Annotated in this window: 17 protein-coding genes; 9 read left to right on the top strand and 8 right to left on the bottom strand. The window is 62.0% G+C overall.

What is annotated here, in order from left to right; translation table 11 throughout:
- Nucleotides 1-74 precede the first annotated feature (74 nt).
- Nucleotides 75-1,394, top strand: a complete 1,320-nt coding sequence (locus QZ766_RS12290) for an MFS transporter (RefSeq protein WP_297202360.1) — start codon at nucleotides 75-77, stop codon at nucleotides 1,392-1,394.
- 75 nt (nucleotides 1,395-1,469) lie between these two features.
- On the opposite strand, the gene QZ766_RS12285 is transcribed toward QZ766_RS12290, so the two are convergent.
- The 6 genes from QZ766_RS12285 to QZ766_RS12260 all read right to left on the bottom strand — a co-directional run bounded on the left by QZ766_RS12285 (nucleotide 1,470) and on the right by QZ766_RS12260 (nucleotide 7,579).
- Entirely contained in the window at nucleotides 1,470-2,645 is a 1,176-nt protein-coding gene (locus QZ766_RS12285) for a cupin (RefSeq protein ID WP_297202359.1), read from the bottom strand.
- A 14-nt stretch (nucleotides 2,646-2,659) separates the two neighbouring features.
- A complete protein-coding gene (locus tag QZ766_RS12280) occupies nucleotides 2,660-3,451 on the bottom strand; it encodes an aldolase/citrate lyase family protein (protein WP_297202357.1) in 792 nt (263 codons plus the stop codon).
- Nucleotides 3,442-4,179, bottom strand: a complete 738-nt coding sequence (locus QZ766_RS12275; protein WP_297202355.1) for an alpha/beta hydrolase — start codon at nucleotides 4,177-4,179, stop codon at nucleotides 3,442-3,444. Before QZ766_RS12275 ends, QZ766_RS12280 begins: the two co-directional genes overlap by 10 nt.
- Nucleotides 4,176-4,940: an SDR family oxidoreductase gene (locus tag QZ766_RS12270; protein WP_297202353.1), complete on the bottom strand. Its 765-nt coding sequence runs from the start codon at nucleotides 4,938-4,940 to the stop codon at nucleotides 4,176-4,178. Before QZ766_RS12270 ends, QZ766_RS12275 begins: the two co-directional genes overlap by 4 nt.
- A 3-nt stretch (nucleotides 4,941-4,943) precedes the next feature.
- Nucleotides 4,944-6,266 (bottom strand): histidinol dehydrogenase, encoded by a 1,323-nt coding sequence (hisD, locus tag QZ766_RS12265; protein WP_297202351.1) that lies wholly within the window; start codon nucleotides 6,264-6,266, stop codon nucleotides 4,944-4,946.
- Between the two features lie 71 nt (nucleotides 6,267-6,337).
- Nucleotides 6,338-7,579: an MFS transporter gene (locus QZ766_RS12260; RefSeq protein WP_297202349.1), complete on the bottom strand. Its 1,242-nt coding sequence runs from the start codon at nucleotides 7,577-7,579 to the stop codon at nucleotides 6,338-6,340.
- A 328-nt stretch (nucleotides 7,580-7,907) separates the two neighbouring features.
- On the opposite strand from QZ766_RS12260, the gene QZ766_RS12255 reads away from it, so the two are divergent.
- The 6 genes from QZ766_RS12255 (at nucleotide 7,908) to QZ766_RS12230 (ending at nucleotide 14,733) form a co-directional block, all read left to right on the top strand.
- Complete coding sequence (locus QZ766_RS12255; protein WP_297202347.1) at nucleotides 7,908-8,978, top strand: LacI family DNA-binding transcriptional regulator; 1,071 nt, start codon at nucleotides 7,908-7,910, stop codon at nucleotides 8,976-8,978.
- Nucleotides 8,975-9,946, top strand: coding sequence for a nuclear transport factor 2 family protein (locus tag QZ766_RS12250; RefSeq protein WP_297202345.1), 972 nt, complete (start codon nucleotides 8,975-8,977; stop codon nucleotides 9,944-9,946). Before QZ766_RS12255 ends, QZ766_RS12250 begins: the two co-directional genes overlap by 4 nt.
- A 127-nt stretch (nucleotides 9,947-10,073) precedes the next feature.
- Nucleotides 10,074-11,216, top strand: a complete 1,143-nt coding sequence (locus QZ766_RS12245; protein WP_297202343.1) for an ester cyclase — start codon at nucleotides 10,074-10,076, stop codon at nucleotides 11,214-11,216.
- Complete coding sequence (gene hisD / locus QZ766_RS12240; RefSeq protein ID WP_297202341.1) at nucleotides 11,216-12,526, top strand: histidinol dehydrogenase; 1,311 nt, start codon at nucleotides 11,216-11,218, stop codon at nucleotides 12,524-12,526. The genes QZ766_RS12245 and hisD (QZ766_RS12240) overlap by 1 nt, the downstream gene beginning before the upstream one ends.
- A 63-nt stretch (nucleotides 12,527-12,589) precedes the next feature.
- Nucleotides 12,590-13,900 (top strand): amidase family protein, encoded by a 1,311-nt coding sequence (locus QZ766_RS12235; protein WP_297202339.1) that lies wholly within the window; start codon nucleotides 12,590-12,592, stop codon nucleotides 13,898-13,900.
- A gap of 71 nt (nucleotides 13,901-13,971) precedes the next feature.
- Nucleotides 13,972-14,733: a transporter substrate-binding domain-containing protein gene (locus tag QZ766_RS12230; RefSeq protein WP_297202338.1), complete on the top strand. Its 762-nt coding sequence runs from the start codon at nucleotides 13,972-13,974 to the stop codon at nucleotides 14,731-14,733.
- Nucleotides 14,734-14,777: 44 nt separating this feature from the next.
- Here QZ766_RS12230 and QZ766_RS12225 read toward each other — a convergent pair whose 3' ends face one another.
- Entirely contained in the window at nucleotides 14,778-15,572 is a 795-nt protein-coding gene (locus tag QZ766_RS12225; protein WP_297202336.1) for an SDR family oxidoreductase, read from the bottom strand.
- Between the two features lie 284 nt (nucleotides 15,573-15,856).
- Here QZ766_RS12225 and QZ766_RS12220 point away from each other — a divergent pair, with 284 nt between their 5' ends.
- On the top strand, nucleotides 15,857-16,027 hold the full coding sequence (locus tag QZ766_RS12220; RefSeq protein WP_297202334.1) for a YhfL family protein: 171 nt from the start codon (nucleotides 15,857-15,859) through the stop codon (nucleotides 16,025-16,027).
- Nucleotides 16,028-16,126: 99 nt separating this feature from the next.
- Here the strand turns inward: QZ766_RS12220 and QZ766_RS12215 are convergent, their stop codons facing one another.
- The gene (locus tag QZ766_RS12215) at nucleotides 16,127-16,945 is read right to left on the bottom strand and encodes an MBL fold metallo-hydrolase (RefSeq protein ID WP_297202332.1); all 819 of its coding nucleotides are present in this window, start codon (nucleotides 16,943-16,945) and stop codon (nucleotides 16,127-16,129) included.
- A gap of 83 nt (nucleotides 16,946-17,028) precedes the next feature.
- On the opposite strand from QZ766_RS12215, the gene QZ766_RS12210 reads away from it, so the two are divergent.
- A partial coding sequence (locus QZ766_RS12210) for an MFS transporter (protein WP_297202331.1) occupies nucleotides 17,029-17,585 on the top strand: 557 nt, incomplete at its 3' end.

Below are 17,585 nucleotides of genomic sequence, written 5' to 3'. Positions count from 1 at the left end.
CGCCGCGCGCGGCTTTGCTTTCTGGCACTGCCCTTGCTTAACAACCCTCGTGTTGTTTTTTAAGGAGCCGAGCCATGAAAGCCTCTTCCACTCGCTACACCATCTTCTCGCTGCTGTTTCTGATTGCGCTGATCAACTACGTCGATCGCGGCGCGCTCTCCTTTGCCGCCGGAGCCATCGCCGGTGAGTTTCACTTCAACAAGGTTCAGCTCGGCGCGGTGCTGGGCTATTTCGGCTTCGGCTATCTGTTTGGCTCCCTGTGCGGCGGTTTTCTTGCGGATCGCCTCGGCACCAAAAAGGTGTGGCTGGCGGCGGGGATCCTCTGGTCGCTGCTGGAAATCGCCACCGCCTGGGCCGGGGAGCTGGGCGTGGCGCTGTTCGGCGGCTCGGCGATTATGGGCTTCGCCGCGCTGCGGGTGCTGTTCGGTTTTACCGAAGGCCCGGCCTACGCGCTGATGAATAAAAGTATCGCCCACTGGGCGCCCGATAACGAACGCGGTACGGCGCTGGGTATCGGCCTGCTCAGCACCCAGGTCGGCTCGCTGCTGACCGCGCCGATTGCGGTAGGCCTGCTGCTTCTGACTAACGACTGGCGAATGATGTTTATGCTGCTGGGGGCATTTTCGCTGCTGACGATGCTGCTGTTCGCCCGCCACTTTACCGACGTGCCGGAGCAGCATCCGCGGGTAAACGCCGCCGAGCGCCAGCTGATTTTTCAGGGGCAAAAGCAGCGCGCGGAGGGCGGGGAGTCACTGCCGTGGTGGCGCTTTTTCACCAGCCGCACGCTGGTGTGCAACGCGTTGGGCTATTTCAGCTTCCTGTATATCACCTTTACGCTGGTCACCTGGCTGCCGAAGTACCTGCAGGACAGCTTCCACTACGATCTGCATTCGCTGTGGTACGTGGCGATGATCCCGTGGAGCGGCGCCTGCGTAACCGTGCTGCTGGGCGGGCGCATCTCCGATTATCTGCTGTCGCGGTTTGATAACCTGCGCCTGGCCCGCAACGTGTTTGCCTCCTGTGCGCTGCTCGGCACCGCCTGCTGCTTTATGGCGATCCCGTGGGTACACTCGGCGGCGGGTATTATCGCCCTGATGACGCTGGGCAACGCCCTCAATGCGCTGGTCAATAATGTCTACTGGTCGGTGGTGATTGACGTGACGCCGAAAGCCTCCGTCGGCGCCTACAGCGGCATGACGCTGGCGATTGCCAATCTGTCGGCGGTAATTGCGCCGATGCTGTGCGGCTGGCTGGCGGAGTATTACGGCTATAGCGCGATGTTTACCGTTACCGGCGGCGTGGCGCTGGTCAGCATGCTGGCGATGATGCTGCTGCAGCCGGAGAAGCGGGTGCAGCACGATCCGCTGGCGGGCGCGGCGGGGCAGCTGCCGTAAACAAAACGCCGCAGCCTGCGCCATTGCGGGCAGGTCGCGGCGGTGGGACGCCGGGCGGGGACGCCGGGCCAGGGATTAACCTTCCTGCGGCAGCGCCTCGATGCGGGCACCCGCCCGGCGCGCGGTGACCGGCAGGATATCCAGCTTGCTGACGTAGCCGTCCGGATCCAGCCCGCGGTTGTGCGCCTTCGCCTGCGCCAGAATTTCCTCGTCCCAGTACACCCGCTTGCGCTGGTCGCCCTCGGTAGTGAGGATGCACTCCAGCGCGCCGTCCACTGCCCGGTAGCGCCGCCAGCTGTTGGCGGGAACGGACACTATCGAGCGCTCCGGCGCAATAATGCTCACCTCTTCACCGTCCTGATTCCAGGTCACTTCCAGCGTACCTTTAAACACCATGATCACCTGCACGTCCGGGCACAGGTGGCGGCCAACCTGACCGTCGTTCTGCAGGCGCAGCCACTCCACCGAGAAGCCGTGCGGCTGGGTAATCGGCGGCGCGCTGTGGCGGTCCTGGGAGATGCCGAAGCCGATAACCGGTGCCATCTCGCCGCCGTGGCCCGGCAGAATGGAGTCCAGCAGCGCCGACGATGACCAGCGGCGATCTTCGCCGGTCACCGCGCGCTGGCGCATCTCGTCCGGGGAGTAGTCGCGCAGGGCGGCTATTTCTTCCGGTGCCAGCGGCGTCAGCAGATCGGCTTTTTCCGGCAGAGTATCCCCGGCGTTAACGTCGATCAGCATGTTGTCTTTGCTGAGGTACAGCCCGTACTCCGCGGCGGCCTCCAGAATCGACGGATGCCAGATGATGCCGCCGGTGCTGTTGCCGCCAAGCACGGTGTAGACCATGCCGCAGGTGTCCTCTTTGCTGACGTTGGTAAAGCCGCGGAAGATCCAGGTGGGAATGGTGAGGATTGCCGGGGCGCTGAACTCCGCCTCGTGCTCGCCGTTCGCCCCCCAGCGGAAGCGCCAGCTGCCTTCGTGGATCAGAAACACTTCGGCGGTGAAGTGCAGGTGCAGGTTGTTGGTCACGCCTTTCGGCATTGCCGCTGCGCCAATGTTAAAGCCGTGCGGTTCGGGAATGTTGACCACCTGCGCCGAGGACTGAGTGACGCCGGGGCCGATAAATGAGTAGTTCTGCTTCAGGTGCGAGCCCGGCAGCTTGCAGTCAATAAAGGCCAGGTTGCAGGAGACCATGTCTTCCGGCGCCACTAAGCGGCTGCGGGCCTGTTCGGGAGTAACGGTGATGGCTTTCATATGCTTTGCTCCTGTTAGTAACCGGACGCGCCGGTAGTGGGAATGGCGTTGCCCCGGGCGAGGGCGATAGCTTCCCGCGACGCGCGCCCGAGCTGCATTACGTCGTTAGCGGGCGTGACAAACTGGAATCCTTCGGTGATGCGCTGCGCCGCTGCCGCGCCGGAGGTGCAGAAAATCCCGGCGATCTTCTGCTTCTGGCGGCAGCGGCTGACCACCCGCTCAACGGCGGCCAGCATCTCCGGGTGGGTGGATTCGGCGCTCGCCGCGCCGGTAAGCGTCAGGGAGAGATCGTTGGGGCCGATAAACACCCCGTCGAGCCCGTCGGTGTCGAGGATCTCGTCGATGTTCGCCAGCCCTTCGCGGGTTTCGATCATCGCCAGAGTAAGAATTTCGTTATTGGCGTGCTGCGGATAGTCCGCGCCGCCGTACAGCAGGCCGCGCGCCGGGCCGAAGGAGCGGTTGCCCAGCGGCGGATAGCGGCAGGCGGCGACAAAGCGGCGGGCCTGCTCGGCGGTAGAGACCATCGGGCAGATAATGCCGTAGGCCCCGGCGTCCAGCATCCGCATGATCTGCGCGGGGGTGCCGTCGGGCACGCGCACCAGCGGCACCGCGGCGGTGGCGGAGATGGCCTGCAGCATGCTCAGGGCGCTGGCGAAATCGATCATGCCGTGCTGCAAATCCACGGTGACCGCGTCGTAGCCCTGGTGGCCCATAATTTCGGCACTGTAGCCGGAAGGGATTGCCAGCCAGCCGTTGACGATTGGCCGGCCTTCGGCGGCGGCGGTTTTGAGAGAGTTTATTCGCATTTCAGGGACTCCATTATCCACTGGCGCAGCGGGACGGCGGCTTCCCCGGCCGCTTCCAGCACGAAGAAGTGTCCCGCTGAATGAAGGGTGATCCACCGGGCGCGGGGGGCGCTGGCGGCGGCAAGCTGGTGGTGCTCCGGCGTGCAGATCGGATCGTGCTCGCCGTTGAGGATCAGTACCGGGCAGGTGAGCGCTTCCAGCGCGGCGCGGTTGTCGCCGCGGCTGATGGCGATCCCGGTCTGACGGGCAAAGGTGTCGCTGTCGGTCTCCTGCGCCATCTGACACAGGATGTCGTGCAGGGCGCGGTTGCCGAGGCTCGCCGGGGCGACGTACTTTTGCCACAGGCTTGCGGAGAGCCATTTACCGTGCCCCTGCTCGCGGGCGGCCTGCACCGCGGCCCGGCGGGCGGGGGCATTTTCCGGTCGGTCCGCCAGCGGGTTAACCGACAGCAGCGCCAGCCCGGCCAGCCGCTGCGGCGCGTCGGCGGCCATCTGCAGCGCGACAATTGCCCCGAGGGAGAAACCGGCCAGCATAAAGCGCGGCGGCAGGATCTTCAGCAGCCGTGTGGAGGCGGCCTGCGCCGAGGCGTCGGCGGTGAGCGACAGGCAGATGACCGCCGCCGGATTGAGCCGGGCGATCAGCGGCTGCCACAGCCGGGCGTCGCACAGGGTGCCGCCGATCAGCACCAGCGGCAGGTCGCTGTTTTCAATGAGTGTGGGGGTTGTCATGTTGCGGTCCAGCCTCCGTCCACCATCAGGGCGCTGCCGGTGATCATCCCCGCCGCGTCGCTGGCGAGGAAAACCACCGGACCCATGATGTCTTCTACCTGGCCGAGGCGCGGCAGCTTGATGTTGCTCATCACGAAGCGGCGAAATTCCGGGTCCCGCAGCGACTGGCGCGACAGCTCGGTTTCGATAAAGGTCGGGCACAGGGTGTTGACCCGGATCCCCGCCTCTCCCAGCTCCAGCGCCATCGAGCGCGTCAGCCCTTCAAGGGCGAACTTTGACGCGCAGTAGACGCTGCGCTGCGGGCCGCCGACGTGGCCCATCTGGGAGGAGATGTGGATGATGGAACCGGTAATTTTTTCCTCGCGCATCCGCCGCGCCACCTGCTGGCTGATAAAAAAGGTGGCCCGCAGGTTGAGGGCCATCACCGCGTCAAAGTTCTCCTCGCTCACCTCCAGAAACGGCTGGTGGCGGGCGAGCCCGGCGCTGTTCACCAGAATGTCCAGCGGCGGCAGCCCGGCGAGGGCGTTCTCCACCCGCCGGGCGTCGGTAATGTCCAGCGTCAGCGGACGCAGGGCCAATCCTTCTGTGGCAGCAAGCTCCGCGGCGCAGGCCAGATCTTCCGTGCTGCGCGCGGCGATCCACACCTCGGCGCCCGCCCGGGCAAGGGCCACCGCGCAGGCGAAGCCCAGCCCTTTCGAGCCGCCGGTGACCAGCGCGCGCCTGCCGTTAAGTAAAAAAGAGGGCGTTTGCGGAAGCGGCATGGCTTATACCTTCTCTCTGACCGGCGCCGGGGTGGCGTAAGGCACATCGGTATTGCCGTAGCGGCGCACGCGGATGTTGGCCTGCTCGGCGTGGCCGGCAAAGCCTTCCAGCAGCGACAGGCGCGAGCAGTAGCTGCCGATTTCTGCGGTGGCGTCGTCGCTGAGCACTTTCTGGAAGGTGCAGGTTTTCATAAATTTGCCGACCCACAGGCCGCCGGTGTAGCGCGCGGCTTTCTGCGTCGGCAGCGTGTGGTTGGTGCCGATCACTTTATCGCCGTAGGCCACGTTGGTGCGCGGGCCGAGGAACAGCGCGCCGTAGTTGGTCATGTTGGCGAGGAACCAGTCGTCGCGGTCGGTCATCACCTGCACGTGCTCGGAGGCAATGCGGTCGGCCTCTTTCAGCATCTCTTCATAGCTGTCGCAGACGATAACTTCGCCGTAGTCTTCCCAGGCGCGGCGGGCGATGTCCGCGGTCGGCAGCACGGTCAGCAGGCGCTCCACCTCTTTGATGGTCTCTTTTGCCAGCTTCTCGGAGTTGGTGAGCAGTACGGCGGGCGTGGTGACGCCGTGCTCGGCCTGGCCCAGCAGGTCGGTGGCGCACATTTCAGCATCGACGCTCTCATCGGCAATCACCAGGGTTTCCGTCGGGCCGGCGAACAGGTCGATGCCGACGCGGCCAAACAGCTGGCGCTTGGCTTCCGCCACGAAGGCGTTGCCCGGGCCCACCAGCATATCCACCGGCGCAAGGGTGTCGGTGCCGAGCGCCATCGCGCCGATCGCCTGAATACCGCCGAGGGCGTAGATTTCCGTGGCACCGGCCATTTTCTGCGCCGCCACGATAGCGGGGGCGGGCTGGCCGTTAAACGGCGGCGCGCAGCTGATAATCCGCGAGCAGCCCGCCACGTTAGCGGTGATGATCGACATGTGCGCCGAGGCCAGCAGCGGATATTTCCCGCCCGGCACGTAGCAGCCGACGGCGTTAATCGGAATGTTTTTATGACCGAGGATCACCCCGGGGCGGGTTTCCACTTCCAGATCCAGCAGACAGGCCTTTTGCTGGCGGGCGAAGTTAAATACCTGCGCCTGAGCAAACTCAATATCGGTAATATCCTGGCGGCTGAGCTGGCGCATGCAGCTGTTAATTTCGGCATCGCTCAGGCGGTAATCCTGGCGATCGTACTTATCAAATTTAATGGATAATTCGCGAATCGCTTTATTTCCGCGTTTTTCAATATCTGCCAGAATAAGTTCCACTGTTTCTCTTATTTGACGCTGGGCTTCCTGACGCTCTTCAATCGGTTTACTGCTTTTCAGGGTGTAGGCCACGAGGTGCTCCTTTCAATTTTTGGATATAAAGTGCCCTCCTGAATAATCAGGAGAAAGCTGTTGTTAATTAATTAAGGTCGTTCGCGTACGGCGGCTAATTGACTATTTTCAGGTAAATTCTCTGTGGGTTTAATCTGGCGGTTATAAACCCAGCGGGCGGCCATCGGCGTCATAAAGGCGGCAATGACTGAAAGCACGGTAATCACAATGTAGCCGGACGGCAGATTAATATGCTGGAGCATTACGCCCATAATCACCGGGCCGATAAACATGCCGAGAGAGTAAATCGTCTGGAACAGGCCCATGCGGGTGGACTGCTCGTCGGGGGTGGTATTGACGATGCTCAGGGACATAAAGGCGGCAAAAGCCATCCCGAAGGAGAATCCCGCCAGCGCCTGCAGGCCGTAGATAATGTACATATTGCTGGTAAAAGGGATGCCGAGGGTGGAGACAACCTGCAGGGCGATCCCCAGCAGGGCAGTTTTCATTACCCCGAGACGCTTGTAGAACACCGAGCTGCACAGGGCCACCGCCACGGCGTAAAACACGAGGTGGATATTGCTCAACAGCGACAGGATGCCCGCTTTGGCACCGAGCTTCTCGGCGTAGACCGGCGTCAGGGTATCGCGGGTGGCGAAGGGCACCAGAATCACAATGGTCGCCAGCAGGCCAATCATCCACACCGAGCGATCCGCAAGCTGCTTACGCGCGCCGTCAATGCAGGCCTGCAGCGTCGGTGCTTTTACCGCATCGTGAACGTCATTAATGCGGGTGGTAAGCAGCAACGCCAGCAGTCCGGAGACGCAGGAGAGGAAAAATGCGATGTTGTTTGCAAAATAGTGAATTAATAATCCGCCAATGCAGTTGCCGATAAACACCCCCAGCGGGCCGGCCAGGGCCAGCAGCGCGACGGCGGCGGGGGCTTCTTTACGGTCGAAATAGCGAATAAACAGGATGTTATACAGCACCCAGGTGGCGGCAGTAACGCCGTCGGCGGCCTTTGCCAGATACAGGGTGAGGGCGTTCGGCTCCAGCCACGCCAGCGGCCAGGTGAAGATAGGCAGCAGCAGGCTGATTTGAATGAAGATTTTGCGGCTTTTCACCACGTCCGACACGATCCCCAGCGGGAAGCGGATTAGCAGAGTGGCCAGGCCGCTGGCGCCCATGATTAATCCCATCATCTGGGGTTCAATGCCCTGTTCAAGCATCATCGGCGCCAGGAAGGCGTCAATGCTGTGAATACAGATAAAAAACAGGATGCTGATGATGAAAAAGAGCCGGGCTTCAGGTCGGCGCAACAGTGCTCGAAACATGGTTCTAACCTCAAGTCATGAATGGTGTGTCGCCCATCAAGTGCGGCATTACCGGCTCTCTCCCTTTGGCTGTGCTTCCCTGTCCCCGGTATCATTGACGGTATGAAAACTGCCATGAATACGTATTCAAGCATTGAAGTTACGAGAGTGTTGAAAATTTGTAAAGTGACCTGTGTAGCATTGTGGAAATTTTGATATTCGCTGTTGCATACGCATGCAAACATAGTGTAAGAATTAAAAACACCCGCTTCTCAAGGCGGGCCTGACGGGCGGCAAACCGCCCTGGGCAGACGCCAGTGGGGAGATTAACGATGAGGAATCCGGGGTCATGAAGCGCAAGAGTTTTGCAGCAGTCACCTCTTTGCAGGTGGCGCAGCTGGCGGGCGTATCGCAGTCGGCAGTGTCACGCAGCTTTACGCCGGGGGCGAGCATCTCGCCGACCACCCGCGAGAAAGTGCTGAAGGCAGCCCGGGAGCTTGGCTATCGCCCGAACGCGATTGCCCGCTCGCTTAACACCGCCCGCTCGCGGATTATCGGCGTGGTGATCTCCTATTTTGATAATCAGTTTTATCCGCAGGTGCTGGAAAGCCTGGCGCAGAAGCTGGATACGCTCAACTACCACCTGCTGCTGTTTGTTGGCGATCGCGACGGCAACGTCGATCGTATTTTTGACCAGATCATGCAGTACCGGGTGGACGGCATTGTGCTGGCGTCGGTCACTCTGTCGCTGGATCTCTCCGAAGAGTGCCTGGCCGCCGGGATCCCGGTGGTGCTGTTCAACCGCAGCGAAGAGAGCGGGATGGCCTCCAGCGTCAACAGCAATAACGAGGCGGCAGCCCGCCAGATTGCCGAATTTTTAATGGCCGGGGAGCATCAGCGCTATGCCTACGTCGGCGGCGTGGCCGATTCATCGGTGAATATCGCCCGCCAGCGCGGCTATCTTGCGGCGCTCAACGAGCAGGGCATCGACAACGTCACGGTGGTCAACGGCGATTACGACACCCGGCAAACCATCCGCGCCGCCTACGCCCTGTTTTCAACTCCGCCGGTGCCGGACGCGATTTTCGTCGCCAACGACCACATGGCGCTGACGGTAATGGACGTCGCCCGCTACGAGTTCGGCCTGCAAATTCCGCAGGATCTGTCGGTGATTGGCTATGACGATACCGGCCCGTCCGGCTGGCCGTCCTACGCCCTGACGTCCGTATCGCAGCCGGTGGAAGAGATGGTTAGCGCGGCGGTGGCGCTGCTGATGAAGCAAATCGAGAGCGACACCATTGTTCCCGAACAGATAACGGTGCCGGGCACGCTGGTGGTGCGCCATTCGGCCCGGCGTCCCCACAGCGGAGTAGTAGAAAAAGAAGGGGTTTCCCTGTTTCAGCCTCAGGAGGTCAAATGAGCAGATTGCCGGGTTTTAGCCCCCAGTTCGACTCTATTCAGCAATTTATACTTACCCTGACCCACGTGGTGTGGGAGCAAAAAGATATCGGCCAGCTGGCAGATTTTTACGCCTCGCCGGTGGTGTTTATTACCCCGGAGCGCCAGCTTAACGACCTGTCCCAGTTTATGCGCCTGACGCTGGAAGCGATGCACAGCTTTCCCCAGCGCAGCGTGCTGACCGAAGATATTCTCTGTACCGAGGCGCCGGGCGGGGAGTATTACGCCGCCCAGCGCACCGTGGCGGCTATCCGCCACCAGGGGGACGGCTTTTTTGGCGCGCCCACCGGCAAGAGCGTCTGGGTGCGCACCTGGGCAGACCGCATCTGCGCCGACGGCGCGGTGCGCCAGGAGTGGCTGCTGCAGGACCGCGCCGCCATCGTGGCCCAGCTCGGACTGGACGTGCGCGAGTTTGCGCTTAATCTCGCCAGCGCGCGGGAGCAGCTGGGGTTTGATAAACCCGCGGCGGAGGAGCTGGAAGCGCGCTGGGCCGGCGGGCCGGACGGGGACGACGCCGAAGGGCCGATCGCCGGCGTTATCGAGCGCTACCTGACCATGTGGGCCGGCGGCAACAGCGGCACCGTGCCGGGGCTGTACCATCCGGCGGCAACCCTGTACGCCCCGGGTTACTGTAGCGGCACCGGCGACGCGGAAATCAGCGCGCTGCTTTCCGGCTACCGCGCATCCTTTGCCGACAGCGAAACCCAGCTGCACCATTTAATCGTGCGCAAAGATCCCAACGAGCCGGTGCGTATTTCCCTGCGCTGGTCGCTGTTAACCTGGCACGACGGCTACGGAAAATTTGGCGCGCCGACGCGCAAGCCGGTCTCTATTACCGGCATCAGCCAGCTTGAATTACGCGACGGTTTAATTATCCGGGAATATCTCGGTATTGATGAATTAGCTATCTGGTCGCAAATCGTTAATTAGTATTCTGAATATTATTAAATAACTCTGCCGCAGTCACTGCGGCAGCCTAATCCCTGAATAATATGGGAAAGGGCACTTATTGTCTGAAAATAACTGAACATCACTGAATCCCAATGCAGGAGGTCCTATGTCTTCAACTGAAGCAACCAATAAAGCACCGGCGGCCCCGGAGAAAAATAATAATAAATCCCAGCGCGATGAGCCGGTATTACAAATTGAGCGCCGCGACTTTATTGATTTAGTCCCGGAAAAACGCCCGCGCGCGCAGTCATTACGCGGCTTCGACGACTGCTATACCGATATTGTCGATTATATTGTTCGCTGCACCCATAAAATATGGGACGAGCGCGACGTGGGATTAATTTACACCCACTACACCCACAACTGCGTGCTGTATAACGCGCTGGGCACGCTGTATACCCGCGAGGAAGTGGTGCAGGATACCTTAAAACGGCTGGTGGCGTTCCCGGAGCGCCGCGGCATGGCAACCCAGGTTATCTGGAACGGTAACGACGTCGATGGTTTTTACACCTCGCACCTGGTGACCGGCACCGGCCGCCACACCCAGTTCAGCCACCTCGGCAAGCCCACCAACCGCACCTTCGTCACCCGCACCGTAGCCGACTGCATGATCCACGAGAACAAGATCTACCGCGAGTGGGTGGTGAGCGACAACATGTCCCTGATGAAGCAGATCGGCCTTAACACTGACGAAATCGCGTGGAACATGGCGAAAGAGCAGTTCGACAAAGGCTTCCGGGTTACCGACATCGGCGAGAACGGCCGCATGCTCGGCCAGTACCCGCCGGAAATGGTCTGCGATGTTTCTATCGCCCACACCGACACCGAAGAGCAGTGCCTGCGCTGGATGCACGAAATCTACAACCGCCGGATGCTGGGTAAAATCAAAGAAGTTTACGCCCCGAACGTGCAGTTCCACGGCCCGCTGATGAAAGAGCTGTACGGCGTTGCCGCCGTGACGCACCAGACCCTGGCGCTGATCGGCATGATCCCGGACGGCGCGTGGCTGCCGCAGCATATCTGCTCCAACCCGTGCGATGAGGGCGGCGTCAAAGTGGCGATCCGCTGGATCATGGAAGGGCACCACCTCGGCTACGGCGAGCTGGGCAAGCCGACCGGCGAGCGCCTGTTCGTGATGGGGATGTCCCACTACCACATCCGCGACGGCAAAATTGTCGACGAGTGGACGCTGTACGATCACCTTGCGCTGCTGGCGCAAATCAAACTTGGCCAGATGGAGGAAGCGTAATGACTGCACAATCAATTATCGATCGCGTTGAATGGATCAAGCGCCCGAACGGCCAGGATGCGAAAGCCGACCGCTCGCTGACCGACACCGTCAGCGCCATTATTGACCGGGTTAAGCAGGAAGGCGATGCCGCGCTGCGCGACTTCTCGCAGCAGTTCGACAGGGTGGTGCCGCAGCAGTTTGAAGTTTCCGCGCAGGAGATTGAGCAGGCGCTGGCGGAGATGGATCCGCAGACCCGCCGCGACAGCGAGTTCGCTATTCAGCAGGTGCGCCGCTTTGCCCAGGCGCAGTTCGCCACCATGCAGCCGCTGGAAGTGGAAACCTTGCCCTGCGTGCATCTGGGCCACCGGATTATTCCGGTGCAGACCGTGGGCTGCTACGTGCCCGGCGGGCGCTACCCGATCCTCTCCGCGCCGGTGATGTCCATCGTGCCGGCCACGGTCGCGGGCTGCGAGCAGATCGTCGCCTGCCTGCCGCCGGGGGCGCATCCGTCGATGATCGCGGTTTGCCACCTGGCGGGGGCGCACCGGATCTTTAAGATCGGCGGGGCGCAGGCTATCGCCGCCATGGCGTGGGGCACTGAGAGCGTACCGGCAGTGGACAAAATTGTCGGGCCGGGCAACGCCTTCGTTAACGAAGCCAAGCGCCAGGTGTTCGGCAAAGTGGGCATCGACGCGCTGGCCGGGCCGAGTGAAATCTTCACCGTCGCCGACGACAGCGCCGATCCGCGCATTCTCGCCGCCGATATGCTGGCCCAGGCCGAGCATGACATTCACACCCGCGTCGGCCTGGCCGTCACCAGCCGCGACGTTGCCGATAAAACCCTGGCGGAAGTCGAGCGCCAGCTGGGCAATCTGCCCACCGCCGCTACCGCCGGGGAAGCCTGGCGCCGCCAGGGGGAGATTGTGGTCTGCGCGTCGGAAGAGGATCTGATTGCCTTTGCCGATCATATGGCCACCGAGCATTTGCAGGTGCACACCCGGGATCCGCACGCCACCGCTTCGCGGATCCGCAACTACGGCTCGCTGTTTATCGGCCAGAACGCCAGCGTGGTGTTTTCCGACAAGTGCTGCGGTACCAACCACACGCTGCCGACCATGGCCGCGGCGCGCTACACCGGCGGCCTGTGGGTCGGGGCGTACGTGAAAATCTGCACCCACCAGTGGATTGACGAGCAGGGCATTCCGGCCATTGCCGAACCGGCCATTCGCCAGAGCCGCACCGAAGGGATGCAGGCCCACCGCCGGGCGGCGGAAATTCGCCTGCGCCCGCAGGAGATTGACGCCATCACCGGCGGCACCCGCGACTAGCGCGAACAGCGGGCGGGCCGCGCGGCCCGCCCGCTACACCGATTCTGATACAGGCCGTTTTCCATGCGAACCCCGCGTCTTATTCCCCCCGCCGACTGCCCGCAAGAGGTAGCCCGGCGTCTTGAGATTATCGAACGACATCGCCACCTGAACGCCATCATCGGCATCAACCCCGGGGCCGAGGCCGAAGCCCGCCGCTGCCAGCGCCTGCGCCAGGAAGGTCGCCCGCTGGGGCCGCTGCACGGCGTGCCCGTTATCGTTAAAGACAATATCGCCTGTGCCGGACTGCCGCTGACCCTCGGCTGCCGGGCGCTGGCGCCGGTGCGCGCTGCGGACGATGCGCGGGTCATCCGGCGGCTGCGGGCGGCGGGCGCTATTGTGCTGGCCCGGGCCAATATGTCCGAATTCGCTTTTGACGTGCGCTCCCGCAGTTCCCTCGGCGGCGACGTGCGCAACCCGCTGCGCCCGGAGGTGACCGCCGGCGGCTCCAGCGGCGGCAGCGCCGCCGCCGTGGCCTCCGGGATGGCCGACGCCGCCCTCGGCACTGACACCGGCGGCTCGATCCGCATTCCGTGCAGCTATACCGGGCTGGTGGGGCTGCGCCCCGGCTTTCGCCGCGCCCTGCTGGACGGGGTTGCGCCGCTCTCCCCGAGTAAAGATACCGTCGGGCCGATGGTGCACGGCGTGCGCGATGCGGCGCTGTTGCACGCGGTGATGCACGGCGAACCGGCAGCGGCGCTGTCGCCGCGGCCGCTCTGCGGCGTGCGGCTCGGGATTATTCCCGCGCTGGAAGGCGACGATCCGGCCCAGCGCGCCGTCTGGCAGCGGGCGCTGAACCGGCTGCGGCAGGCGGGGGCGGTGCTGGTGGAGGTTACGCTGCCGGTGCTGAGCGAGGTAGAGTCCCAGACCTGCCTGAGCATGTTTGAGTTTCGCCCGGCCATCGACCGCTGGCTTGCCGCCGCCGCCGGTGCGCCCGCCGATCTGCGGGCGCTGGTCAAGGGCGGCAACTTTCTGCCGGAGTTCGGGCCGCTGCTGGCGCAGATGCTGCAGGTGAAAAGCCTGAAGCATCCCGGCTGGCTGCAGGGCAGGCGCTTCCGGCGGCGGCTGCGCCAGACGCTGGCCTTTGCCGCCAATCATTACCGCGTTGAGGCATTTGTCTATCCCACTGCCCGCCGCCCGCCGGCCAGCCTCAACAAAATGCCGCCGGGCTGCGCCCCGGAGCTGGCAGCCATCAGCGGCCTGCCCGCAGTAACGCTGCCCTGCGGCGCTACCGCCGCCGGTCTGCCGGTGGGGCTGGAGCTGATGGGGCCCGGCAACGAGTGGCCGCTGCTCTCGCTGGCGCTGGCCTGCGAGACGGTTTTTCAGGAAGCGTGACGCGGCGGCTTGCCATTGCGCCCGGCAGCGGCGATAACAGCAGGAGAGAACATCACAATGAGGGACGTGTTATGAGACTGAAATATGGTGCTCTGCTGGCGCTGGCGGTTATCGCCTTTGGCGGGCAGGCGCGGGATATGCAGACCATCACCCGCAGCGGCGAGCTGAAGGTGGGGGTGCCGGGAGACTACGCGCCGCTGGCGTTTCACAATGCCGCCGGGGAGCTGCTGGGCTATGACGTCGATATGGCGAAAGATCTCGGTAAAGTGCTCGGGCTGAAGGTGGTGTTTGTCGCCACCAGCTGGCCGACGCTGTCGGAGGATCTCCGGGCCGACAAGTTTGATATCGCCATGGGCGGGGTAACGCAGACGCCGGCGCGGGCGAAAGAATTTGCCCTCACCCGATCGGTGATGGCCAACGGCAAAATTGCGCTGGCCAATTGCGGGGCGGCGCCGGGGCTGGACAATCTGGCGAAGATTGACCGGCCGCAGGTGAAAGTGGTGGTCAACCCCGGCGGCACTAACCAGAGCTACGTGGACGCGCACATTAAGCACGCCCAGGTTATCCGCGTGAAAAATAACGTTGATAACCTGCAGGCGTTGCGTAATAAAACCGCCGATATGATGGTGACGGACAGGATTGAGGGCGACTGGTATCAGGGCCAGGAGCCGGGCGTGCTGTGCGTCGCCACGCCCGCGCCGCTGCCCGGCACTGAAAGTGAAAAAGTGTATATGATGAAGAAAGACAATCCGCCGCTGCTGGCGAAGGTGAATCAGTGGCTGGAGAAGCAGGATCCGGCTGCGCTGCAGCGGAAGTGGAAAATCCAGCCCTGAGCCGCTGCCTGCCGCGCCCTTGAGTCGGGCGCGGCGCGGGCGGTTTAGACGATATCGTCCACCACGCCGCCGTCCACCCGCAGCGCCGCGCCGGAGGTGGCGGAGGCCTGGGTTGAGCAGACGTACACCACCATGTTCGCCACTTCATCAACGGTCGCCGCGCGCTGGATAACCGACGCCGGACGGTGCGCCATCACGAACTCTTTCCCCAACTGCTCGAGGGATTTGCCGGTTTTTGCTGCTTCGTCTTTCATCATCTCCGCAAAGCCGTCGGAAATGGTTGGCCCCGGCAGGACGCTGTTGACCGTCACGCCGCTGCCGGCGACAAACTTTGCCAGCCCGCGCGCCAGCGAAAGCTGGGCGGTTTTGGTCACGCCATACTGGATCATATCCGCCGGAATATTGCGCGCGGATTCAGAGGAGATAAACACCACCCGTCCCCAGCCTTTCTTCACCATTGCCGGCAGCAGGGCGCGGGAGAGGCGCACCCCGGACATCACGTTGGTCTGCCAGTAGGCGTCCCACGTGGCGTCGTCAATATCGTAGAAATCTTTCTGGCCGTAGATCCCGGCGTTGTTCACCAGAATATCCACCTCGCCCGCCGCCTTACGCAGCTGTTCCACGCCGTCGGCGGTGCTGAGATCGGCAGCCGCGCCGCGAACCTTCGCACCCGGCACTGCTCCCTGCAGGCGAGTAACCGCCGCGCTGGCGCTTTTATCGCTGCGCCCGTTAACGATCACTTCCGCACCGCTTTCCGCCAGCCCTTTGGCAATCGCAAAACCGATGCCGCCCGTTGAGGCGGTCACCAGCGCCACTTTCCCCGTTAACTCAATTTTCATGCCTGTGTCCTCTGGATGAATTTATTCAGGGGATAAGCATGGCAGAGTGGGGCGGGAGGCTTTTGTGATTTGTGCGGTATACGGTAAAAAAACGGTTGAGAAATATCTGCAAAATAAACTGCGTTACGGCCCTGATGTATTTATTTGGATAATGTATCTACGTTAAATCATTCATTATAAAAATAGTAAATAAATGAAAGCATATATTACTTTGTGTTAACGCTGTTGTTATATAAAATGCGCTCGCCAGAACGAGTCTGGCTTATTTTAAAAAGGATTTCTTGATGAAAAAGTTAATGAGTTTTGTACTTCTGGGCGCGGTTGTCGCGACACTCTCTGGCTGCACCGGCAGCATCTATAACAAAGAGAAGAACTGCGACTACGATTACCTGTTCCACCCGGCCATCTCCATCTCTAAAATGATCGGCGGCTGCGGCGACACCAGCAAGTCGTAAGCTCCTTTATAGCCGGCCTCCGGGCCGGCTATATTCGTCATACTTCACGCCGTTTGCTGTTCCAGCCCCAGCCTGTTTTTCACCTGCAAATAACGCAGCTTATTCCGGGGTTAGCTCGTCTTCTCCCAGCCTGATGACGTCACCGGTTTTTAACGTTCGCGCGCCCGGTCCCGCCAGCCACAGCTGGCCCCAGAGTCCGGTACAGTGGCAGCCGATAATTAATTCCGTATGCTGCGCCTTTAAAAAACGCCGAATTTTTACTATTGCCAGCGGCGACGCGCTGCGCAGGTGAAAGCCGCCGATAACGGCATAAATTCGATCGACGCCGGTTATTTTCTGGCAGTGCTTCACTATATTGATCAGCCCCCGGTGGCCGCAGCCGGTAATAATAATCAGCCCGCGCCGGGAGCGGTGAATTAAAACGCCTTCATCAATAATGTAATCGGGCTTATTTCCCCGGGGATTGAGCAGGCCGTAGGCTTTTGGACTATCGACGGCGATTTCCCCCGACCACAGGGTGGCGGCGCTAACGGGCAGCGGCGCGCGGGTGCATACCGTTTTGTGCCGGGCATAGTTAACGTTTCGCGACAGCTTTTTGATCCGCAGGCCACCGCCGGGCAGGGGCAGCGCCGCGTGGCGCTCGTCGGCAATGGCCGGATGGCAAATAACGGTCATTCCTGCGGGCAGCGAATCGATGCCGCCGCAGTGGTCGTAGTGGCCGTGGGACAGCACCACCGCATCCACGGACGCCAGGTCGATATTCATCTGTGCGGCGTTGCGGGCGGCGCTGTCATCCGGCCCGGTATCAAACAGGATCCGCTTTTCGCCGTCTTCTACCAGCAGGCTCAGCCCTGGCTTTGCCAGCAGCCGCGCGCCGCGGCGGCGGTTCTCCAGCAGGACCGTTATTTTTATCGTCATGGGTATCTTCCGTAAGGCGCCGGGGATGGATATATCCTACTCTTCATACGTCCAAATCTGGATCCTCTTATAAGGGCAGGAAGATGTCTCTTCGTTCACTGCGGGCGCTGTGCCTGGTCAGCTTTTTTATTGCGGATGTGCGTGATGGTTTAGGCCCTTTTCTGGGGATCTTTCTGACCCAGCGGGGATGGCAGCCGGACGATATTGGCCTGCTGATGGCCGCGGGCGGCATTGCCGGGCTGCTGGCGACCCTGCCGGCAGGGGTGGTTACCGACGCCTCGCGCAACAAGCGTCTGCTGCTGGCGCTGCTGTGCCTGCTGATCACTGCCGCAACGCTGCTGCTGTGGTTCAGCCATAACGGCGCCGCGGTGGCGTTTTCGCAGGTGGTGAGCGGGATTTCCGCCGCGTTTGTCGGGCCGCTGATCACCGGGATAACCCTCGGCCTGACCGGCAAAGCGGGCTTTGCGGCGCAGACCGGGCGCAACGAAGCCTTTAACCACGGCGGCAATTTTTGCACCGCACTGCTGGCGGGCGGTATTGCCTGGTACTGGGGGATCGGCGGCGTTTTCATCCTTATGACTGGCACCGCGCTGCTGACGCTGGTGGCCCTGCTGGCGATCCGCGACAGCGATATCGATCA

Source organism: uncultured Pluralibacter sp., from assembly GCF_913775985.1.
In the GTDB taxonomy this organism is placed as follows: Bacteria; Pseudomonadota; Gammaproteobacteria; order Enterobacterales; family Enterobacteriaceae; genus Pluralibacter.
The sequence above is the reverse complement of the archived record's forward strand: the minus strand, read 5'-3'. Positions and strand labels throughout refer to the sequence as shown.